Origin of the sequence: Nonomuraea sp. NPDC050663, assembly GCF_044456985.1 — a bacterium.
Classification (GTDB): domain Bacteria; phylum Actinomycetota; class Actinomycetes; order Streptosporangiales; family Streptosporangiaceae; genus Nonomuraea.
This window is the reverse complement of record NZ_JBITGL010000003.1, coordinates 641,938-663,941: the sequence shown is the minus strand read 5'-3', so window position 1 is coordinate 663,941 and position 22,004 is coordinate 641,938. Positions and strand designations below refer to the sequence as shown.

Annotated in this window: 16 protein-coding genes and 1 pseudogene; 5 read left to right on the top strand and 12 right to left on the bottom strand. The window is 70.3% G+C overall.

Annotation, left to right across the window (positions count from 1 at the left end; genetic code table 11):
• Window positions 1-803: 803 nt before the first annotated feature.
• From ACIBH1_RS11920 to ACIBH1_RS11910, 3 genes are all read right to left on the bottom strand, one after another.
• Complete coding sequence (locus tag ACIBH1_RS11920; RefSeq protein WP_397313685.1) at window positions 804-1,232, bottom strand: hypothetical protein; 429 nt, start codon at window positions 1,230-1,232, stop codon at window positions 804-806.
• A 252-nt stretch (window positions 1,233-1,484) separates the two neighbouring features.
• Window positions 1,485-1,628: a hypothetical protein gene (locus ACIBH1_RS11915; RefSeq protein ID WP_397313684.1), complete on the bottom strand. Its 144-nt coding sequence runs from the start codon at window positions 1,626-1,628 to the stop codon at window positions 1,485-1,487.
• Window positions 1,629-1,657: 29 nt separating this feature from the next.
• On the bottom strand, window positions 1,658-2,143 hold the full coding sequence (locus ACIBH1_RS11910; RefSeq protein WP_397313683.1) for a phospholipase A2: 486 nt from the start codon (window positions 2,141-2,143) through the stop codon (window positions 1,658-1,660).
• Window positions 2,144-2,979: 836 nt separating this feature from the next.
• On the opposite strand from ACIBH1_RS11910, the gene ACIBH1_RS11905 reads away from it, so the two are divergent.
• Entirely contained in the window at window positions 2,980-3,147 is a 168-nt protein-coding gene (locus ACIBH1_RS11905; RefSeq protein ID WP_397313682.1) for a hypothetical protein, read from the top strand.
• On the opposite strand, the pseudogene ACIBH1_RS11900 reads toward ACIBH1_RS11905, so the two are convergent.
• The 6 genes and pseudogenes from ACIBH1_RS11900 to ACIBH1_RS11875 form a co-directional block, all read right to left on the bottom strand.
• Window positions 3,094-3,312 (bottom strand): annotated as a pseudogene (locus tag ACIBH1_RS11900) (ISNCY family transposase); the annotation flags it as partial. The gene ACIBH1_RS11905 and the pseudogene ACIBH1_RS11900 sit on opposite strands and share 54 nt — an antisense overlap.
• A gap of 417 nt (window positions 3,313-3,729) precedes the next feature.
• Window positions 3,730-5,001: an APC family permease gene (locus ACIBH1_RS11895; protein ID WP_397313681.1), complete on the bottom strand. Its 1,272-nt coding sequence runs from the start codon at window positions 4,999-5,001 to the stop codon at window positions 3,730-3,732.
• A 560-nt stretch (window positions 5,002-5,561) separates the two neighbouring features.
• Entirely contained in the window at window positions 5,562-5,951 is a 390-nt protein-coding gene (locus ACIBH1_RS11890) for an SHOCT domain-containing protein (RefSeq protein ID WP_397313680.1), read from the bottom strand.
• A gap of 708 nt (window positions 5,952-6,659) precedes the next feature.
• Entirely contained in the window at window positions 6,660-7,769 is a 1,110-nt protein-coding gene (locus tag ACIBH1_RS11885; RefSeq protein ID WP_397313679.1) for a DUF917 domain-containing protein, read from the bottom strand.
• Between the two features lie 73 nt (window positions 7,770-7,842).
• Window positions 7,843-9,432, bottom strand: coding sequence for a hydantoinase/oxoprolinase N-terminal domain-containing protein (locus tag ACIBH1_RS11880; RefSeq protein ID WP_397313678.1), 1,590 nt, complete (start codon window positions 9,430-9,432; stop codon window positions 7,843-7,845).
• A gap of 181 nt (window positions 9,433-9,613) precedes the next feature.
• Entirely contained in the window at window positions 9,614-10,942 is a 1,329-nt protein-coding gene (locus tag ACIBH1_RS11875) for a purine-cytosine permease family protein (RefSeq protein WP_397313677.1), read from the bottom strand.
• A 216-nt stretch (window positions 10,943-11,158) separates the two neighbouring features.
• On the opposite strand from ACIBH1_RS11875, the gene ACIBH1_RS11870 reads away from it, so the two are divergent.
• The 3 genes from ACIBH1_RS11870 (at window position 11,159) to ACIBH1_RS11860 (ending at window position 14,457) form a co-directional block, all read left to right on the top strand.
• Window positions 11,159-12,517 (top strand): MFS transporter, encoded by a 1,359-nt coding sequence (locus ACIBH1_RS11870; RefSeq protein ID WP_397313676.1) that lies wholly within the window; start codon window positions 11,159-11,161, stop codon window positions 12,515-12,517.
• Between the two features lie 152 nt (window positions 12,518-12,669).
• Window positions 12,670-13,929: a glucose-1-phosphate adenylyltransferase gene (locus ACIBH1_RS11865; protein ID WP_397313675.1), complete on the top strand. Its 1,260-nt coding sequence runs from the start codon at window positions 12,670-12,672 to the stop codon at window positions 13,927-13,929.
• Between the two features lie 105 nt (window positions 13,930-14,034).
• Window positions 14,035-14,457 (top strand): hypothetical protein, encoded by a 423-nt coding sequence (locus ACIBH1_RS11860; RefSeq protein WP_397313674.1) that lies wholly within the window; start codon window positions 14,035-14,037, stop codon window positions 14,455-14,457.
• Window positions 14,458-14,606: 149 nt separating this feature from the next.
• On the opposite strand, the gene ACIBH1_RS11855 is transcribed toward ACIBH1_RS11860, so the two are convergent.
• Window positions 14,607-15,737, bottom strand: a complete 1,131-nt coding sequence (locus ACIBH1_RS11855) for a GNAT family N-acetyltransferase (protein ID WP_397313673.1) — start codon at window positions 15,735-15,737, stop codon at window positions 14,607-14,609.
• Between the two features lie 124 nt (window positions 15,738-15,861).
• Between ACIBH1_RS11855 and ACIBH1_RS11850 the strand changes: the two genes are divergently transcribed.
• Entirely contained in the window at window positions 15,862-16,899 is a 1,038-nt protein-coding gene (locus tag ACIBH1_RS11850; protein ID WP_397313672.1) for an LLM class flavin-dependent oxidoreductase, read from the top strand.
• Between the two features lie 4 nt (window positions 16,900-16,903).
• Here ACIBH1_RS11850 and ACIBH1_RS11845 read toward each other — a convergent pair whose 3' ends face one another.
• Both ACIBH1_RS11845 and ACIBH1_RS11840 read right to left on the bottom strand, forming a co-directional pair.
• Window positions 16,904-18,175, bottom strand: a complete 1,272-nt coding sequence (locus tag ACIBH1_RS11845; RefSeq protein WP_397313671.1) for an MFS transporter — start codon at window positions 18,173-18,175, stop codon at window positions 16,904-16,906.
• On the bottom strand, window positions 18,156-21,989 hold the full coding sequence (locus tag ACIBH1_RS11840; protein ID WP_397313934.1) for an amino acid adenylation domain-containing protein: 3,834 nt from the start codon (window positions 21,987-21,989) through the stop codon (window positions 18,156-18,158). Before ACIBH1_RS11840 ends, ACIBH1_RS11845 begins: the two co-directional genes overlap by 20 nt.
• Window positions 21,990-22,004: the final 15 nt, after the last annotated feature.

Below are 22,004 nucleotides of genomic sequence, written 5' to 3'. Positions count from 1 at the left end.
GCTCGCGGCTGGAGCTGGACCATACCTGGAGATCCTGCTGACGAAGCCCGGCGCCCCGCCCGGCTCCACCGCGTTGGAGCAGGCGCGCCGCTCGGCGAGTTCACCCGTGAGCACGAGGCGTGGTGGGCCGCTGCCCGCCGGGCGCACGGCGAGGCCGAGGGCACACGCACGCTGATCGAGGTGCTGCTGTCGCACCGCCACATGGCTTACGAGCATGTGGCGGCCGTGGATCGCCGCGGCGCTGCGGGTGGGCACGTGGACCGCGGACGCCGTCGCTCTGGAGGCCCGTAAGTCGCCCAGCTCGACTCCGAGCGCGGCTCGCCGCCGCCCGCACGCTCGCGGGCGCTGGCCTGGCTGGAGAAACCGGGGGTGGTGTCGTTACCGAACGCCGCACGTCCGCGCTGCCACCTGACACCCGGCCGCTGCCCTCGGTGGCCATCTACGACCAGCTGCTACGCCGGCCCGCGGCAGGCAGCCCTTCGCCCTCCGGTGAGGACGGAAGGCCCTGACCATGACCGTTCCCCGTCATCGCGGTCTGACCGAACAGGCCGCCGCCGTGGACCAGGCCTGCGAGATGCTGCGCCTGCCCACCATCCGGAGTCACCCTTGCCGGACGGGCCACGAGCGAGGGGCATTTGCAGGGCGGCGGCCGATGACGCTGTCTGGGCTGGCGGGGGCTGCTTCTTCGGCACCGAGGCCTCCGACCACTTCCCCAGCTCGGCCGGCCTCGAACTCCCCCACCCCTCGCCCTGACCGCTCGGCGTCCGCCGTCTCTCGCGACAGCGGGCGCCGAGCGGTCCGGATCAGATGACGCCGCTCTGCCCGGCGCAGCTCGTGACACCCGTCCTACCATCCAGCTTCACGAAGACCCGATGCGCCATAGGCCGCGTCGCCGGGATGTCCTTGTGGCCGGTATTGCCGGTGATCACGACCGACGTGAACGAGACGTCCGGAAGGCCGCCCCGGTCCTGGACGAGGCTGACCTTGACGTTGGTGGGGCCGCCAGAGGCCGTCCAGAAGACCTTGCGGAAGCGGTGCGCACCCAACCCGTTGACATAGGTGACGGTCACCTTCAGCTTGTAGGACCCCTTCGAACAGGTCGCGACGAGGGCCGAGTCTGCCGACGTGGTCGCCGACGCCGCCTGCGCGGACGCCGAGGCCGACGCAGGCGCGCCCATCATGGCCACGGCCCCCATGGCCCCGACGACGACCGCGTTACGCATGATCTTCATATGGTTCCCTCCGTTGGTTTCCCGTCGAGGTGAGACCATACGGAGACGCGGTATAGCGGAGGTATGTCCTGATGAGACCACTCGGAGCGCGCTAGTGGGACGCTAGGTTTTCCACGACCAAGCAGCCGACGACCATAGTCCGCACGGCTGCTGGCCGAACCGCACCGTGTCCGAGGGATCTGTCGCCCTGACTCAACCCTTGATCCATGCTCCTTCTCTGCGGGCACCAGAACCCGCCCGATAGAAGGAACATCACGAAGAAGCTGCTCGAGACCGCGGTGCGATCATGTGGGCGATGGAGATCGCCTTGTCACCGGTGTTCACCTGGCCGGTGTGCTCGTTGATGATCTTGCCGCCCGGCACCTGGATGCGGGTCGGGGCCTCGATCTTTCTCACCACGGAGCTCGGCCTGCCATGTGGCCCTCCTACGTGGCTACCCTGACGGCGCCGTAGAAGGCCGCCGCGGCCACCCGGCAGGACGCCTTCTTCGTGCCGGAGAACTTCACACACACGTTCCCCATGTCGAAGAGGAACGCGTCGTCGACGGGCTTCTTGTAGGTGTTGCGCCACTTGCTGGAGCTCACCAGCGCCTTGACGTTGCGGTAGCCGAAGTCGTGACGATCGCAGGGAATCTTGAAGACGCCCTTCCAGTATTCAGAGTTTCCGATCTCCTTGGGCACCGAACAGCCGTCGGTGTTCCAGTTGAACTTGTACTCCTTGACCTGAGCGGTGTTTCTGTCGATTTTGAACCGGGCCCACGCGTTGTAGCTGGCCTTGGTGTTCTTCGTGAGGGTCAGCGCCATCGCCAGGCGCTGCGCCTGGGTCTTGTCGAGCGCGGTCGCCTGCGCGGGGGTAGATAGCATGGTGCCCATCGCCAGGGCGGCGACGGACAGGGCCAGCGCCTTTTTCATGGTGACTCTTTTCTCTGGGGAGGAACAGCAGGGAAAGAGTCGCAGCACCGCGACGGGGGCGCACCAAAACATAGCGCCGCGGACCCGGGAACATACCCCGGGCATACCCGGGGCGTGTCACATCGGGCAGGTGTGGCCCGTCCACCTTGTCCCCCGCTTCGTACGGCGGGGACGTGAACGGTCTTGAACGCACCGTCTCCCCGCGCGCCACCGCAGATCGCAGTCATGGACCCGTTGATCAGCTCAGGGGGAGATTCGTTTCCGTCCGACAATCCTGCTGCTGCTCGCGCCAGCACGAACCCGGCCAACCAGACTGGTACCAAAACTCGCCTTCAAATCATGGGCGGTCGATCACCAAGTGGAGCCAAAAGGGGCCGATCGCTTTGGTCCCCGAACTCACCGACGAAATCACTTGCGACCTGCCGACTTCGACTCGTCAGGCAAAACGCCTGTCTATTCGCCGGCGGGCCCGCAGAGAGATCTGAGGGCCCGCCGGCGTCTTGGCATCAGCCGCCTGCCGACTTTCACGCCTTCTATGGGAGGGTGCCCTGGCGGAACTCAAACGTGGCAGGGTTGGGAGGGGCGTGCGCGTGGTTTTCTTCCCAAACGGGAGGCCTGAGCGCCGCGAGGACCTGTTTCGGGATGGAGTAGTCCTCGGCGTCGAGCGTCGGTTCGAGTGCTCGACGATCTTGAGGAAGGTCCGGTAGCGCTCGCGGGCCTTACGGTAGCGGGCCATGATTTCCGCGACGATGTCGGGCACGCCGAGCTGGTCGGCGACCACGAGCGGGTCGGCCGGACCTCGCACCCACCCTTCGGGAGTTCGTACGGCGAGGCGAGTGGCTGCTGAGGCTGCGCACGCCGGCAGCGGCGAGCTGCTTGAGCAGGTCGTCCAGATGAGCCGAGTCGATCTGCAGGCTCACGGTCGGGCCGTCGGCGCGAAGGTCGTGGACCCCGAGCAGGCCCGCCCGCGCTCCACGGGTCAGATCCCGCCGTACGGCCCGTAAGACCGTGGGCGAACTCGGCGCATTACAGCCTGCTTCGGCGGCCTGTTCGACGAGCTCCCGATGGAACGCCGACACATTTCCCCGCCAATACGCCAGTCGTACCCGCACTTCATCGGTCACCTCGAAACGAGGACGGGCAAGCGGCTCGCATCGGCCGTCAGTGCGTTACTCACAACCGTCCACCCCCGCCGGGCTTGTCCGCACTCACGGCCGCGGTGACCAACGCAGGTCTTTATCGCCTGGCGAAATCCCTGCTCACGCGGGCAACAGTCAGGACACACGCCAAGATGGTCATTTCGTTGGCAGTTAAATAGCACTGCCGCCCTGACGGCTTTCCCCTGATCAGCATTCCGAAAGTGGCAATATGGACCCTCCCACCAGGCGGTTGACAGTCGATGACTATTATTCAGCACAATTAAGTGACTATTCACAAGTAGCAACCCGGGAAGTGCGCGTCACCTCAGTGCTGACGTTTCAGCGGCGTCCGCGGGCCTGCTGGCCGACGCCGTGGCGCTGGTGGCGGCGCAATGTCGCGACTTGCTGCGGTACCTGCGTGAGACGCAGCACGTGATAGGTCCCCGATCAGATGCGGTGGCGTCGCTTCCAGCCGTAGTCCAGGACGACGCTGATGATGAGGATGACGATGATCGCCACGATCGCGGCGGGCTCGTGCACGAGTGTGGTGAAGATGAAGGTGAGAAGGACCAGGCCCGCCGATCCCACCGCGAGACTGAGGATCAGCGGGCTCGCGCCCGTCTCGTGCCGGACCCGGAAGTGGGCGACCGTGATGAACGTGAAGATCAGCAGGGCGACGGCGCTGCCGATCGAGGCGATGGCGTCCAAATTGAAGAACAACGCCAGAACCAGGCACACGGCCGCTGCGACCAGCAGCCCGACCGAGGCGCGGCCGCCCAGCTTGCGTGCCATGACCGGCGGGAACTGCTGGGTCTCCGCCAGGCGTTCGGACAGGCCGACCGCCGGATACAGGCCGGCGTTCGTCGCGCCGGCGGTGGAGAACAGCGCCGTCACGGTCATCAGCCAGTACCCCGCGGCGCCCAGCGTCGGTTCGGCGGCCACAGCGAGGGCCGTCCCGCCGGAGGCGATGACCTCGTCGACGGTCAGGGTGCTGAAGACGCCGATGGCGATCGCCACGTAGATCACGGTAGCGACGCCCAACGCCAGGAACATCGCCCGCGGAAGCTGCCGGGACGGGTTCGGAAGGTCCTTCGCGGTGAACGTGATGATGCCGAAACCCAGGAAGGCGAAGAACGTGAGCGCGACGCTGGAGACGATGTCGCGCACCGACGGGTACCCCGACGGCGCCAGCAGCGAGAAGCTCCCGCTGGCGATGGTGACCACCGCGAACACGACAAGGATCGCCAGGACGACGTAGACGATGACGGTCTGCGCCTTCACCACCAGCCGGGATCCGACGATGTTGACGAGGGTCATCACGATGATGATCAGCGCCGCGAAGGCCGTAGCCCAGCCTTTGCTCTCTCCCGCGAACGCGGAGCTGGCGTAGTTCCCGAACGAGACCGCCACCATGGCCGTCACGATGCCGTTGGCCACGTAGATCAGCCACGCGGTGATTCCGGTGATGTGGCCGTTGCCCATGCCCTTCGCCACGTACTCCAGCAGGCCGCCCGCGGAGGGGTAGCGCGCGCCAAGTTTGGCGAAGGAGTAACCCTGAAGCGCGGCGATCGCTCCGGCGAGCAGAAAGGAGATCCAGACGGCGGACCCGGCCACCTCTCCGGCCGCGCCCAGCAGGGCGAAGATCCCGGCTCCCACCATGGCTCCCACGCCGATGAACGCCGCTTGCCGTACGTTCATCGCCTTCGTTGCTGAGCTCATCTCGAACCCCGCTTTCGCCATCTCCCCGATGGGGAGTACCGATGGAGCTGGACTGCGCTGTCACGGATCACCCAGAGGAGCTCTCGGGGCTCTCGTTCCCCCCTCGCTGAGTGGTCCCCGCCCTCAGTTCCCGCAGGATCTCCAGATCCGGGCGGAGCCGTCGCACCCAGGCGATGTCGGTGAGGGAGCACAGTGGCCTCGTCGTCGCCGCTCCGGCGGATCGGTAGACCCGGGTGGATTCGCCGTCGGTGGTCACCGGTCGTCTGCACGGGCGGCGGGGTGCCGTGGTCCTCGTCGCGGCCCGGACATGGGCGTACGGCAGGCGCCTGTGCACCTGCCGTGCCACCTCACGCGGATGCTGATCGCTCGACGCCGCTCGGCGCTGTTGAAGACGACCGGTTCCGGACGCTCGCCGTACCCGCCGACACCAAGGCCGACACCGAGGCCGAAGCCGTCGCCGTTCGTGGTGGCCTCCCCGAGCCGGGCGTTCGGACCCCGCGCGATGAGCGGGTGAACCGGCCGGACCGACAGGCTTTCGGCCGCATACGTCCTGCACACCGTCAGGTCCCGGCGAGGATCTTGGCCTTGACCTGCTCGTACTCCTCGCCGGTGATGTCGCCCTGCCGCTTCAGATCGGCGAGCTTCGCCAGCTCGCTGGCGGTGCCCGAATCGGCGGTCTCGCGGACGTAGGTGCGGAACGCCTGCTGGTTGGCATGCAATCTGTTCATCTCACGCTCGCCCATGCCCTTGCCGCGCGCGATCAGGTAGATGAGGACGCCGATGAAGGGCAGCAGGATGAGGAGGATGACCCAGCCGGTCTTGCCCCACCCGCTGACGGTGTCGTCACGGAAGAGGTCCCCGATGATGCGGAAGAGCAGCATGAACCAGAGGACCCACATGAAGAAGACGAACATGGTCCAGAAGAGGTCGAGAAGAGGGTAGCCGTTCATGTGGACGTCCTCTCACTGTTCTGGGAGACGCTCACATCCACAATGCGGAGTCGTGGCGTCCCCCCTGCGACTCTGATACGAATCCGGGGGGACACCTCCATTTTGAGGCCATTTGGGTAAAGGGGGCAGCGAGGGGACGCCACGATTGGGCAAGGCGAGTCGTGCGCGGCTGCGCTCCCGCGGACGGTCGTTGGCCTCGTGGAGTCCGGCTTTCGCACGTCCGACCGTTGATTGCGTTTTTCGGGGATCTTCTCCTGTGAAGCAGCGCTAGTGCACTGCCTCATGTGTGGTCGAGCGCAGAACGGCAGCATCGCGGGAGGCGGCCATCGCGTCCAGGAGACCGGCGCCGCGCCGGCGGAGCAGGCGTTCGGTGAGCGCCGGTGCGATGAGCGATCTGCCGACCGGTACGGCAGGCCGACGTGGCGTGGCCCGGCGCGGCGGCCTGCGGATGGCACGGGCCGTCAGCGCGACCCAGCACAGGTGCAGCAGAGTGCCCACCACCAGCAGCCCCGCCAGCGGCAGACCACCGATCCGGCGGACGCGTCATCGCGGGCATCGGGCAGCTGGTCGGCGGTGGGTGAGCACGGGTCGTCGCATGCCGGTGACGACGGTGGTGCTCCCCACCGCCCGATCCCGGCGGGGTGTCGACGTGGTCACGAATGATGAGCATGGCAAGGCCCGGCGGATCGGCTCCGGGGGTGGTGCTGGTCAGGTGTGTGACAGCAGGTCCTCCAGCGGGGTGTAGGTCTCGGTGAGGCCGAATCCGGCGGGGCCGAAGCAAGCCAGCGCGTCGGGGGTGCGCATGATCGGCGGGGTGGAGATGCCGTAGACGGTCAGTCGCTGGCCGTACGCAAGCGACTCGGTCGGGACCGGCGCGCCGGTCTCCGTGCTCAGGGTGCAGATGAGGTCGGGGACGATCGCGATGACCCGGCCGTCGAGGCGGGCCACCAGGTGCTCGTTCTGGAAGGTGAGCTCCAGCTGGTTTCCGGGGGAGCCTCCGGTGGCTTCCAGGCGGGCGCGGCCGCGGGCGAACCCGTCGACGGTGCGGCGTTCGACGTCGACCACCTTGCCCTGGAACAGCACCGCTCCGAGCTTGTAGAGGGTGGAGGCGAGCATGCTGGTCAGGGCGTCGAACGGGTCGGCATGCTCGGCCCTGGCCCGGCGCAGCGTCTCGCCGATGCGACGGCACAGGGTGAGGGTGCCGTGCACGGAGGTGGCGCGCACCTGGCCGGTGTCCATCGGGTAGTCGCTGATGTAGGAGGCGCCGCCCATCTCGATGGTCAGGACGCGGGCCAGCTGTTCCATGCGTTTGTTGTCGCGGCCGGCGTCGATGATGCACACGTCGCCGTGATCGGAGGCGATGGCCATCGGCGAGCCGGGCACCCCCAGCACGCCGAAGGTCTGCATCTGCAGTTCGGGGAAGGCGCGGCCCATGCCGTCGGCGTCGACCACGGGCAGCCCGAGCTGGGCGCCGAGCATGAGCGGGATCATGCTGTTGAGCCCGCCGCACTCGGTCGGCATCACTGCGTAAGCCGTACGGCCGAGGTGCTTCTCCAGGGCGCGGAAGGCGGCGATGTTGCCGCCGCCCGAGGGCAGCTTCTCCACGAACACCGTCGGCGCGCCCATCATGGAGGAGGGCAGTACGAGCGCGTCGTCGGGCAGTTCGTCGGCGCCGATGATGTGCACGCCGCGGCCCGCGGCCATCTCCTGCTCGACCAGCAACCTGCCGATGTAGGGGTCTCCGCCGCCGCCGGTGCCGAGCACCGCGGCTCCCTCGGCGAGGTCGTGCAGCATCCGGGTGGTCAGGTCGTAGCCCATGAGTAGAGCTCCTTCCTGCCGCGCGTGCGGCGGGTAGAGCCCTGAGCGGCGCCGAGGGCGGGAACGGGCGGGGTCAGTTCGTAGCCCACTGGCCGGGCTCCTCTCCGGCCTGGGCGCGTGCCAGGTCCAGGTCTCCGACGGCGCGGGCGATGACGCGTACGGCGTTGCCGGGCAGGTAGTTCACGTGGATCTCGTCCACGTGGACGATCTGGACGGTGGCGGGGACGGCGCCGGCCGAGATCGCCAGGTCGGTCGCCTCGGCGCGGGCCAGGTCCAGCACGTCGTCGCGGGTCATCTGCGGGCTGGTGACGAACAGCCGGTCGACCTCGCCGCCGATCTGGCCGATGGCGGCGCCGATGGCGTTGGCGACGCCGTGGTGCTTGGGGATGCGCACCTCGGGGACGTCAGGCAGCGAGGAGGGCATCAGGATGCTGCCGCCGCCGACCACGACCACCGGTAGCGGTTCGGCGGACAGGCGCATCCGGTCGATCAGGTGCGCGACGCGTTCGGCCATGAGTGTGGTGCCGCGCCGGACCAGGTCGCGGCCAAGGTGGCGGACCAGGGACGGATCGCCGATGTCGGCCAGGCCGGCGGCCACGGCGAGGTCGGTGGCGGTCAGGGTGGAGCCGCCGAACACCAGCGCCTCTCCGGTGAGCCGGTAGCCGACCGAGTCGGGGCCGACGCGCAGCGGGTCGGTCTGCACGCGGCTGCCGCCGCCCAGGCCGACGGAGACGACGTCGGGCATGCGGAAGTTGGTGCGCACTCCCTCGATGTCGACGTCGGTGCCGGCTTGGCGGGGGTAGCCGCCGGCCAGGACGCCGACGTCGGTGGTGGTGCCGCCGATGTCGACGACGGCCGCGTCGCTCAGCCCGGCCAGGAACGCCGCCCCGCGCATGCTGTTGGTGGGGCCGGAGGCGAAGGTACGGACGGGGTAGCGGCGGGTGTATTCGGCGTCCATCAGGGTGCCGTCGTTCTGCGACAGGAACAGCGGCGCGTGCACGCCCACCTCGTGCAGCGCGCCGGTGAAGGCGTCGACGATCTCGTCGGCCAGATCCAGCAGGCAGGCGTTGATGATGGTGGCGTTCTCCCGCTCCAGCATGCGGATGCGGCCGATCTGGTGCGACAGGCTCACCCGCAGGTGCGGCAGCTCGGCCAGCAGGATGTCGGCCGCCTCCAGCTCCGCTTCGGCGGTGACGGGCGAGAAGACCGAGCTGATCGCGACCGTGGAGATGTCGTGGGCGGCCAGGTCGGCGGCCACCCGCTTGAGCTCGTCGGGCCGCAGCGGGGAGATGGGGCGGCCGTCGAACTCGTGGCCGCCGTGACACAGGTGCACGCTCGGCCGGATGGCCGAGACGAGATCAGCCGGCCAGTCGATGACAGGCGGCGTCGCGGCGGTGGCGGGTAACGCCAGCCGTACCACGCCGGTGCGGGCCAGCCGCCGGCGGGTGACCAGCGCGTTGGTGAAGTGAGTCGTGCCGATCATGACGGCGGTCACCCGGTCGCGCTGCAGGCCGCTGGTCTCCAGCAGCCCGGTGAGCGCGTTGACGATCCCGGTGGTGACGTCGCGGGTGGTCGCGGTCTTGATCTCGGCGGTGACGGTCAGGGCCTGGTCGAGCAGGACGGCGTCGGTGTGGGTGCCGCCCACGTCGATCCCTATGCGCACGGTTGTGTGCTCCTTCGGGTGTGGGGCCATGGGACGCCGACCGCACCCGGCGTCCGTGGTGGAAAAGACGCCGGGTGCGGTCGGCGTCCGTGGTGGGGAAGCTGCGCGGAGGATGGCCGGGTCGGGCGCCGCCAGGCTGCGGAGACAGCTCAGGCGGCGAGGACGACGGTGGGACAGGAGGTCAGGAGGCGTCGGCGCGGCCGGTGAGCCCGGCCTTGCCTGCGGCGACGTACAGCACGAACGCGGCCAGGAGCGCGTTGAGTGCGGGGATGCCCCAGGTGACGAAGTGGCCGATCAGCGCGGCCGCCACCCAGACCACGATCGCGGCGGGCACCAGCCCGGGGGTGCGGGCGGGAAGTTCGCCGCGCTCGCGGGAGGCGTCCAGGTCGGCGCGCCAGGTACGGACCACGAAGTATTCGGCCACCATGATGCCGGCGATCGGAGGGACGGCCACGCCGAGCAGGATGAGGAAGTCGATCAGGTGGTCGGCGATGCCCAGGGCGGCCAGCGCGGTGCCGATGACGCCGAGCACCACCGTGACGGCGGCGCGGCCGGCGCGCATGCCGAAGGCGGTGTGCAGGGCGTTGGTCACGCCGAGCCCGGCGGCGTACAGGTTCCAGTCGTTCGTCTTGAGGGTCGCCGCGATCAGGATGACGGTGCCGATCACGCCGGAGGTGGTGGTGACGATGGTCACCACGTCGCCGGTGCGCAGCGCGTGCGCCAGCAGCACTCCGACCAGGGCGAGCACGTACTCCCCGAGCGAGATGCCGACGACGGTCTGCTTGACCACATCGGCGGCGTTCTTGTTGAAGCGGCACATGTCGGGCGAGATGACAGCGCCCACGATGAACCCGCCCGCCACCAGGGTCGCGCCCTGGGCGAGGCTCAGCACGGGGCCGGCGGGGGCCGAGGCGACCAGCTCGCCGAGGGGGTGCTTGCCGAGCTCGACGACGATCGCCCAGCCCGCGAGCAGGAGGAAGGCCGGGACGGTGATCCACGCGGTCCAGGCCATGCCGGCGAAGCCGGGCACCACGATGGCGGTGATGGCAAGGCCGCCGATGATCGCCCACAGCCAGGCGGGCCCGCCGAGCAGCGCCGCGACCCCGGAGCCGAGCACGGCGCTCTGCACGCCGAACCAGCCGAGCAGGCACACCGCGAGCACCAGGCCGACCAGGCCGGAGCCGTAGGTGCCGAATCCGGTCCAGCGGGCCAGCAAACTGGTGGACAGGCCCTCGCGCATGCCGGCGATGCCGATCGCGATGGCGACGATCTCGAGGATCACGGCGCCGAGGGTGACGGCCAGGACCGCCTGCCAGAAGGTCATGCCCATGCCGAGAGTGGCGCCGAGCAGGAACTGCGAGAGTGCCGACAGCAGGCCGAAGCGCTGGATCGCCACGGTGGGCCAGCCGTAGCGGGCCGAGGCCGGGACGCGCTCCAGGGCGTAGTCGTCACGGGCCAGGCCGGTGTCCGGGGGTAAGGCGCTGGTGCGAGGGGCTGGGGGGTGCGTCATCCTGCATCCCTTCAGGGAAACGATCAGCGGATACCTGGACGGTATGGCGCAGATCGGTAACCGGGAAGCGGCGTTTCGCACGGAGTCATCCCAGATCTAAAACGGCGCCGTCGAATACTGGCGGAATCCGGTGTGATGCACGACACTCCCCACTAGAACAAGATTTTAGAACTACCTTCTAGCGCCTAAGGCCCGTAATTGCGCGGAGGAGAGCACATGGTCAAGGCCATCGCCCGCGAACGCCGACGCCTCGGATCCCCGCCGCCCGAGGGCATCAGCGCGACCGATCCCAACCCTTTCGGCTGGGGACCGTTCGCCGTCCTGTTCGTCATCGGCCTGGTCGACCGCATCGAAGCCAACCTGATGTCCGGCGTCCTGCCCCTGGTACAAGCCGAGTGGGGCTTCAGCGACACCGTCGCAGGCTCCATCCCGACCGCCTCCGCGCTGGCCGCCGCGCTCGTCGCGCTGCCGGCCGGGTACTTCGCCGACCGCTACAGCCGTACGAAGATCATCGCGGTCGTCGTCCTGTGCTGGGCCCTGGCCACCCTCGGCAGCGGCCTGGCCACCGGGTTCGCCGTCTTCTACCTGATGCGCGTGCTCCTCGCCGCGGCCGAGAACGTCGACAACCCCGCCGTCGGGAGCCTGCTCGCAGACTTCTACCCGGCCGCCACCCGCATGCAGGTGTACGGCTGGACGCGGATGACCTCCTATCTCGGCGGCCTGGGCACCCTGCTCGGAGGCCTCATCGGGCAGGCGTACGGCTGGCGTGCGGCGTTCCTGCTGATGGCGATCCCCGGCGCGCTGACCGCTCTGCTGGCCTGGCGGCTGCGCGAACCCGAGCGCGGCCAGATCGACAGGATCATGGCCACCGGCACCGCCGCACCCTCGCCCGCCGTCCCCGTCCCCGCCCCCGAGGCCGTCGTCAAACGGGCTTTCTGGTCGCAGGTCCGCCAGGTCCTGGCGATCCGCACCCTGGTCCTCGTCTCTCTCGGCGTGATGATCCTCACGCTCGGGCTCGGCGGCGTCTACTACTGGCTGCCGTCGCTCATGGTCCGCGTCTTCGGCCTGCAGGCGGGTCTGGCCGGCGCCCTCAGCGGCGGCACCACCTTGGTGGGGGTTCTGGCGGGCACCGTGCTGGGCTCCTATCTGGCCAAACGGCTGCACGGCCGGGTCAGCGGCGGCCGGCTGCTCGTCGGCGGCGCCGGCATCACCATCGGCTCGACCCTGCTCGGCGCGGCTCTGCTGACGAGTTCTCCGGTGGCGCTGGTGATCCTCGTGCTGCTGGCCGTCACGCTCTCCGCCACCGCGATCCCCACGTGCACCGCCTGCATCGCCGACGTGGTGGGCGCCGGTTCGCGCGGCGTCGGCTTCGCCGTCCTGCAGTTGCTGCTGACGATCGGGCTCGCGTTCGGGCCCCTCATCGTCGGCCTGACCTCCGACGCCACCGGATCCCTGCTCCTGGCCATGTACGCGCTGATCGTTCCCATGATCCTCGGCGGCCTGGTGGTGCTGGCCTCCCGCGGCTTCTATGAGCGGGAGGCCGCGCGCGTCCTCGAGGAGGCCCGGCATTCCTGACGGGCTCCGCGCCTCCAGGCCGTCGCCCGACAGGGTGATCACGGGCCCAATCCCCGCTCTGTGCACGGAATGCGGCCGGTAGGTGCCAACGCGTGGTCAACCCTTGATAGATCGCCGCGTTATTCCCCCAGGCTGCGGGCACAGCCCTCAGCATGACTTCGTGCGGAATCGTCTCCGTCGTGCTCGCAGGCGGAGAAGGCAAGCGGCTGCTCCCCCTCACCCAGGATCATGCCAAGCCATATCTGCGGTTCGGTGGAACGCCCAGGCTGATCGACTTCGTGCTCGCCAATCTCACCAATGCGGGCTACTCGCAGATCCTGGTGCTGACGCAGTACCAGAGTCGCAGCCTGGACGACTACATGGCGCGCAGGTGGCGCCCGTCGTCGGGTTACATCAGGCCGGTGCCCGCCGGAGGGGGGACGCACTGCTCCGGGACCGCGCAGGCCCTGGCGCAGAACCTGCATCTCCTCCAGGCCCGGACGTCGCGGATGCCCGAGCACGTGATGGTGTTCGGCGCCGACCACGTCTACCGGATGGATCCGCGCCAGATGGTCGACCAGCACATCGAGTCGGGCGCGGACGTCACGGTGGCGGCGATCCGGCAGCCGGTCGGGCTCGCGCGCCATTTCGGCGTCATCGAATGTGTCCCGGGCAGCCGCCGCATCGACCGCTTCGTGGAGAAGCCGCAGACCTGCCGCGGCCTGGCCGATGCGCCCGACCAGATCCACGCCTCGATGGGCAACTACGTCTTCAGGACGGAGGCGTTGATCGAAGCGCTGCGCACCGACGCCCTCGATCCGTTCAGCGCTCATGACATCGGGGCCAACATCATTCCTATGCTCGCCGGTGACGGTCACGCCGATGTCCACGACTTCGCCGACAACGTGGTGCCGGGGGTGGGCGAGCATCAGCGCGGCTACTGGCGCGATGTCGGCACCCTTCAGGCCTACTACGACGCCCACCTCGATCTGCTCGGCCCCGAGCCCTCCTTCGCCTTGCACAACGACAGGTGGCCTCTTCAGCATCGGCCTGACCCGGCGCTGGAGATGCTGCTCGGCGGGCAGCGCACCCGGTCGGCCGCGGTCGCCGACTCGATCCTGTCCCCCGGTCTGCAACTGGCCGACCGGGCGTCGCTGAGCCGCTCCGTGGCCGGTCCGCGGGTCCGGCTGGAGTCGGGGGCGCGGGTGGAGGACAGCGTGCTGCTCGACGGCGTGCGGATCGGCGCCGACGTGCATCTGCGCCGCGCCATCGTCGACCAGGACGTGATCGTTCCCGCGGGCACGGTCGTCGGCCTGGACGCCGAGGAGGACGAGCGGCGCTTCAGCGTGACCGAGTCGGGTGTGGTGGTCATCAGCCGCGACAGCTTTGGCCTCGCCGAGCGTGCAATGCCTGATCAGGCCTTGGTCAGATAACCCTAAAAAGTGCCATAGCCGCCTTTCCGGCAAAACTCGACGGGTACGGCTCACGGTGCCATTCATTCGAAGCGGCCCGGAGCGGGCCGCCTTCCAGGAGGCCAGATGTTCACGTACGGCAAAGCCAGCCGGGACGGCCTGGTGCAGGTGCACTTCGCTCTTCCCGCAGAAACCGGCCCGGTGTCGGTCGTCGGCGACTTCAACGCGTGGGACCCTTACGCCCATCCGATGGTCAGCGGGAAAGACGGCCGGTACTCCGTGACGGTGTCCGTCCCGAGGGGCGAGACCTTCGCCTTCCGCTACCTCGGTCACGGAGGGCGCTGGTTCGACGAGCAGGACGCGCAGGAGTACGACCACCGGGGCGCCATCCTGCGCGCTCCTGTGCCGGCCCGGGGCGCGAAGACCGCAGCTCCCGTGCCCGCCCGGGGCGCGAAGAGCGCAGCTCCCGAGCCGGTCCGCCGCGCCAAGACCGCGGCCCGTGAGCCGGTCCGCCGCGCCAAGACGGCGGCCCCGGCACCGGTCGTATAGCCACCCACGGGCGACGGGCTGTCCTGCAATGGCGCCGGGTATCTAGTCGTTCGTCGTGGTCACCGCCCAGGAACAGGACGTTCTCCGTTACGTCGTGTTCCCCGCCGATCTCGTCGGGGGTCCCTGGGCGGTGACCGCAGGAGCAGCACTCAGCCCCCCGCCATCCCCGCCCAGACCGCCGCTTCGCCCTCCAGTTCCCACTGGCCGCCCACGAACGCCGTCGGCGACAGCCGCGCCAGCGTGGCCGCGTTGGCCGCCACCACCTGTTCGTCCAACCCCGCCAGCACGCTGGCCGGCGACAGGTCCACCAGCCACAGCGGCCGGAGCCGCGCCCCGCGCAGCGCCTTGGCCTCGCTGGATCCGGTCCCCAGGTGCACCCAGCGCGCCCCGATCGCGGCGGCGCGGCGCAGCATCTGGTAGATGACGACGTTGAAGTACTCCGACACCCCGCGCAGCCGCGCGTAGTGGAAGCCGGCGGAGCGGATGTAGAGCGTGTCGCCGTACACGTAGAACAGCACGTGGCCGACCGCGGGGCCGTCCGGCGGCAGGCACAGCAGCACTCTGGCCTGGTCGCCGAGATGGCGGGCCTGGGACAGCAGCGTCTCGAGGTAGAGCAGGCCGGTGCGGCCGTATTTCGCCTCGGTCTCCTCCATCTGCACGGCGATGGCCTCGGCGCACTCGCCGAGCGCCACCTCGCGCAGCCGGTATCCGGCCTCGGCGAAGCGGCTCGACTCCTGGCGCACGGCGTGGCGGCGGCCCCGGCTGAGCCCGGCCAGCCATTCGTCCCAGCCGCCCGCGGGCACGGCCAGCCAGGCGTCGGCGTCGAGCAGCACCGGCGTGACGGGCGCGCCCGCCTCCCGCAGGGCCGCCGCGTCGGGGGTGACGAAGAACATGCCGATCGCGGGCAGCCCGGTCCCGGCCAGCGAGTTCCGTACGGCTGCCGCGGCCTCCTTCCTGCCGACGCCCGGCGTGCGCAGCAGGTGCGTCTGGTGGCCGAGGACGGGTCCGGCCATCAGGCCGAAGCGCGGCGGGAGGGGCAGCCCGCGCTGGTGCAGGAGGGTGTGCCAGTCGCAGAACGGCTGGAGGTTGCGGCCCGCGAGGGACACGGGCAGGCCGGCCATGCCGCCGCCGGGCAGGTCCACCACGATCGCGGCCGCGGGGGCGAGCGCGGTCTCCGAGCAGTAGGCGAGCCAGGGCCGGGTCGAGTAGAACCGGTCTCCGGCGAGCTTGTCCCAGGTCAGGCTGATGGGGCCGGCCAGGGGGTCAGCGAGCGTGGGCATGGGTGCTCCGATCCGGGCGGCGGTCCTGGATCGCCGCCCACCAGATGATCACTGTCGAATCCCCCTTGAATGCCGAAATGTCATCCCTAAAGTGATCGGTGAGACCGACTCTTTGGAGGCTTTCGTGCGGCTCGGATTCAGCATCGGCACCCTTGGCCCGATCGCGGCCTCCCACGACGATCAGCTCATCCTGGTGCGCGAGGCCGAACGGCTCGGCTACGACTCGGTGTGGGCGTCGGAGGGCTACGGCGTCGACCCGGCCGCCACGCTCGCCTGGCTGGCGGCGGGCACCGAGCGCATCGGCCTGGGCACGGGCGTGCTGCAGGCCACCGCCCGCACCGCCGTCGCCACCGCGATGACCGCCGTCACGATCGACCGGCTCTCGCGTGGCCGTTTCCTGCTGGGCCTGGGCGCCTCGGGGCCGCAGGTCGCCGAGGGCTGGCACGGCCACCGCTACGAGCGGCCGCTGGCGCACCTGCGCGACTATGTGGCGGTCGTGCGCAAGGCCGTCGGCGGACATCCGGTCGCTCACGACGGTCCCGAGCTGACCCTGCCGTTGCCGGACAGCCGCGGGAAGGCGCTCAGCATGTCGGTCGCCCCCCTGCAGCGCCCCCTGCCGCTGCACCTGGCCGCCATGGGGCCCAGGGCGGTCGAGCTGGCGGGCGAGATCGCCGACGGCTGGCTGCCGATCCACTTCCCGCCGGAGCACACCGCCGAGCTCGGCGAGCGCCTGGCCGCCGGAGCCGCCAGGGCGGGCCGCCCGGCCGGCGCCGTCGAGATCTCCCCCATGGTCATGGCCATGGTCGACGACGACGCCGACTACGCGCGCGACATGATCAGGCCCATGCTCGCGTTGTACCTGGGCGCGATGGGCACCCGCGGCGTCAACTTCTACAGCCGTCTGGCGCACCGGCTCGGCTTCGGCCAGGAGGCCGAAGCCGTGCAGGACGCCTACTTCGAAGGTGACCTGATGGCGGCCACCGACGAGCTGGCCGACGACCTGGTCGACGCGCTGACGCTGTGCGGCACGCCTGAGCGGGTGCGCGAGCGCCTCGGCGCCTACCGCAAGGCGGGCGCCACGCGGCTCATCGTGGGACTCAACGCACCCACCCTGGGCGACCGCCTGGAGCAGCTGGCCTGGCTGGCCGAGCTGAACGAGTGACGGCTCAGCCGGGGACGGGAGCAGTCGGCACCTCTTTCATCTTCGGCACGGGAGAGAACCACAACACGATCATCGGCACGATGGCGCCGACGAGGGCGGCGCCGAGCACCACGGGGCGCATGCCGAACGTCTCGCCGATCAGGCCGGCCAGCAGCGCGCCCAGCGGTGCGGGCACCAGCCCGAGCGCCCAGATCGTGGCGATGACGCGGCCGCCCATCTCCCTCGGGGTGGCCGACTGCAGCACGGTGATGTTGTTGACGACGAAGACCTGCGTGCAGATGCCGACCAGCAACTGGGAGAAGCCCAGCACGCCGATGGCCGCCCACAGGGGGCCGCCGGCCAGCGGGACGAGGATGAGCGCGCTGTTGCCGATGATCGTCGACCAGACCATGACCGGGCCGGGGCCGTACTTCTTCATCAGCCGCACCGACAACCACGCGCCGATGATGGCGCCCACGCCGCCGACGGCCAGGACGCCGCCGGTCCAGGCGGCGGGCACCCCTACCTCGGCCACGACGAACGGGATGTACAGGGTCTGCAGCACGCCGATGTCGAAGAAGGAGTAGACGGCGGTGGCGATGGCGATGGGCCGGATCATCGGCTGCGTCATCACCCACGCGAACCCGGCCTTGATCGCCGGGATCATGCTGCCGCCCGCCTCCTGCTCGGGCGGGTCCTCCCGCTTGCGGATCGCGCCCAGCGTCAGCGCCGAGACCAGGTAGCTGGCCGCGTCGACGAGAAGGATCACCGGGGCGGCGTTCCTGGCCGCGATCAGCAGACCCGCCAGGCTGGGCCCGGCGAAGCGCGAGATCGACTCGCTGAGCTGCAGCTTGCTGTTGCCGTCGCCGAGCAGTTCCGGCTCGACCAGCGCCGGCAGGTAGGAGCGGTAGGCGATCTCGAACAGCACGCCCGCCACCCCCATGACCAGGACGACGCCGTAGAGCCACCAGAGCGTCAGCAGGTCGGCGAAGAACAGCACGGGGACCGAGGTCAGGACGGCCGCGCGCACCAGGTCGGTCCAGATCAGCATCGGGCGGCGCCGCATGCGGTCCACCCAGACGCCGACGACGAAGAACAGCACCATCGGCAGCCGGCCGAGCGCTCCCAGCACGCCCATCTCGGCGACCGAGGCGTCCAGCATGATGAACGCGATCAGCGGCATGGCCAGCAGCGTGAACTGGGAGCCGACCAGTGACAGGCTCTGGCCCGCCCAGAGCTTGAGGAAGTCCGGGTTGCGCCACAGGGAGGCGGGCGCGTCAGTGGGGGGTGACGCCATGATCGATGGTGCTCCTCAGCTCGTCGGCCGCCAGGGCGACCCGGGGTTCGTACATGACGGTGAAGCGTTCGCCGTGGATGGGCGAGATGCGCAGGGAGCCGGTGATGACCTTGCGCCAGCCCATGTCGTCGGGTGGGACGTCCTGCGACGTGGGCGAGAACAGGAGCACGTCGCCGTCGTAGGGCTCGTGCCGGTAGTGGCCGACGGCGTGCGCGTTGGCCCGGAAGACCGACAGGAACCGCCTGGCCTGGTTGAGGTCGGCGGCGTCGGGCTGCAGGGTGTCGGAGCGGGCCGCGGCGTCGATGACGGCCAGCAGCCGCTCGTCGGGGCGCATCCGGTGCAGCTCGTCGAGGTCCATGCGGACGTTGCCGCCGGCCAGGGCGTGCATGAGCAGCACGGAGTCGTCCTCCAGCGAGGCCCGGATGACGGGCTCGTCGGCGTCGGAGTAGAACAGCACCACCAGCGGCACCTGCTCGCCGAGCGCGCGCAGGCGCCGTGCCGTCTCCAGGGCGATGTTGCCGCCGATGCAGTAGCCGCCCAGGATGTAGGGCCCGTGCGGCCTGACCTTGCGGATGTGGGCGGTGTAGTCGTCGACCATCTCGTCGAGCGTGGTGTGCGGGCTCTCCCCCGGCGCGAGCCCGGCGGCCTGGACGGTGTAGACCGGCTGGTCGGCGCCGAGCCTGCGGGAGAGCGGCAGGTAGCGGAAGACCTGCCCGCCGAGCGCGTGGAAGAGGAAGATCGGGGTGCGTGGTCCGGCGGTGCGCAGCGGCACGATCCGGTCGGCGGCGGCGTCGTTGTCCGCGGGCCTGCGCAGCTCCGTCGCCAGCGACGCCACCGTGGGGGCGGTGAGCACGGTCGGCAGCGGCACCGTGCGGTCCAGCTCCTTGCGCAGCAGCATGGTCAGCCGCAACGCCAGCAGGGAGTGGCCGCCCAGGGCGAAGAAGTCGTCGTGCACGCCGATCGCCTGCACGCCGAGCGTCTCCTCGAACAACGTCGCCAGCCTGGCCTCGAACGGGTCGCGAGGCGGCACGTACGGCGCGCGTTCCGGCGCGTCGGGCTCGGGCAGCGCGGCCCGGTCGAGCTTGCCGTTGGCGGTGACCGGCAGCTCCTCCAGCCACACCCACGCCGAGGGCACCATGTGGTCGGGAAGGTGCCTGCGCAGGTCGGCGCCGATGACGGCGAAGGCGGGCGGCGGCTGCTCGCCCGAGGCGGGCACCAGGTAGCCGACCAGCCGTTCACCGCGCAGGGTCACCACGGCCGCGCGCAAGTCGGGCCGTTCGGCCAGCCGGGTCTCGATCTCGCCCAGCTCGACGCGCTGGCCCCGGATCTTGACCTGGAAGTCGGTGCGGCCCAGGTATTCGATCTCGCCGCCGGGCAGCCATCGGGCCACGTCGCCCGTGCGGTAGAGCCGGGCTCCGGGCGGGCCGTACGGGTCGGGCACGAACCGCTCGGCGGTCAGCCCCGGCCGTCCCACGTAGCCGCGCGCGAGTTGCACGCCGCCCAGGTGCAGCTCGCCGGGGGTGCCGACGGGCACGCGGCGGCCGGAGGCGTCCAGCACCTCCAGCCGGGTGTTGGCGACCGGCCCGCCGATGGGCACGATCCGCTCGCCGGGAACGCACGCGTGCCAGGTCACGTCGACCGCGGCCTCGGTCGGGCCGTACAGGTTGTGCAGTTCGGCGCCCGGCAGCCGCTCGTGGAAGCGGGCGGCCAGCTCGGGGCCGAGCGCCTCGCCCGAGCACACCACCCGGCGCAGCCCGCCGGGCAGCTCGGGCTCGTCGAGGAACAGCTGGAGCATCGACGGCACGAAATGCACGATGCCGACGTCGTGGGCGGTGATCAGCTCGGCCAGCCTGGCGCCGTCCTGGTGGGCGCCGGGCTCGGCGACGACCAGCCCGGCTCCGGCCAGCAGCGGCCAGAACAGCTCCCACACTGACACGTCGAACGACAGTGGCGTCTTGTGCAGCACCCGGTCGTCAGGAGTGAGCCGGAAGGTCTCCTGCATCCACTCCAGCCGGTTGACGATCGCCCGGTGCGAGACGCCCACGCCCTTGGGACGCCCGGTGGAGCCGGAGGTGAAGATCACATAGGCGAGCGAGTCCTCCTGCCCGGCGGCCGTCTCCGGGGCCGGTCCGTCGAGCACGTCCAGGGTGAGCCCGTCGCCGATCACGATCCTGGCGCCCGCCTGGGCGATCATGTCGGCCTGGCGTTCGTCCGGCACGCTCGACTCCAGAGGCAGGTAGGCGGCACCCGCCATCAGCACCCCGAGCAACGCCGGCAGCAGGTCGGGCCCGCGCTCCAGCCGTACCCCGACCACGTGGTCAGGGCCCGCGCCTGCCGCGCGCAACCGCCCGGCCAGCTCACGCGCCCGCTCGGCCAGCTCGCCGTAGGTGATCCACCGGCCGGCGAAGCAGACGGCGGGCGCGCCGGGCTGCTCGGCGGCCCGCTCGGCGATCAGCTCGTGCAGCAACCCCGTCCGGTACGGCCGGGCGGTGTCGTTCCACGCCTCGACGGCGGCCGCGTCGGCGCCGAGGTACGGCGAGGCGGGACGCGGGTCGGCGCCCGGATCGGCGGCCTGCTCCAGTGCCGTCAGGTAGCAGCCGGCGACGGCCTCCATCTGGGCGGAGCCGTACTTCTGCCGGTCGTAGGTGAGCGTGAGGTCGAAGCCGCCGTGCTCGCGCGAGCGGGTGAAGCCGGCCGCGAAGGCCAGGTCGGTCTCCTCGAAGAACTCCTGCCCCTCGATCCTGATGCCGGGCAGGCCGCGGTAGACGTGGAAGTCGCGGAAGTCGAACAGCACCTCCAGCATCGGCGTACGGCCCGACAGGCGCTGGATCTCGAACAGCGGATACTGCCGGTGCGGCAGCAGAGCCACCTCCTCGTCGAACACCCGCTTCACCAGCTCGCCCCACGTCGGGGCGGTGACGTCGAGCCGCACCGGCACGGTGTTGAGGAAGAGGCCGAGCACCTCCTCGCCGCCCTCGTTCTCGGGCCGGTTGTGGGTGACCAGCCCGGTCACCACCTCGTCCTGGCCGGATACCAGGGCCAGCACCCGCAGGTGGGCGGCCAGCAGCACGGTGCGCAGCGGCACCCGCAGCTCGCGGGCCGTCGCCTCCAGCCGGTCGAGCAGGGCGGCGGGGACCGGGCGGCGCAGCACCGACACCCCCTGCTCGGCCGCGAACGGCCCCGGCAGCTGCGGCACCCTGGTCTGCGGCAGGTCGGCGACCCGCTGCTGCCAGAACGAGCGCGAATGCGGCGAGGCGACCGCGGCGCGCTCGGCGGCCACCAGGTCGCGGAAGGCGGCGGCGGGCGGCGGGGCGGGCAGCGACCTGCCGTCCAGGAGGGCCTCGTAGCGGCCGAGGATCTCCGTCATCAGCGCCGCCACGCTCCACCCGTCGAGGATCGCGTGGTGGAAGCTGAAGCTGAAGGCGAAGCTGTCGTCGCCGGGCAGCAGGTGCACGTGGCAGCGGGCCAGCGGCGGCGACGCCCAGTCGAACGGGTGCCGTTTCTCCCGCTCGCTCCAGGCGGCGATGTCCGCCTGCGGGTCACCGGAGGTTCGCAGGTCGGTGACCTCCAGAGGCAGCGTCACCGCGTTGTAGACGAACTGCAGCGCCTCGCTGAAGCTGGTCAGGTCGATCGCGGTGCGCAGCACCGGGTGCCGGGCGCTCACCTGGGCCAGCGCCGTCTCCAGGGCCTCGCGCTCGAAGCGGGCACGAAGGGTGAGCGTGGTCAGGTCGTGATAGGTCGCGGCGTCCGGTTCGGACACGCTATGGAAGATCATGCCGGCCTGGAGGGCCGCCAAGGGGTAGGCGTCCTCCATTCCGCCCCACGCCGC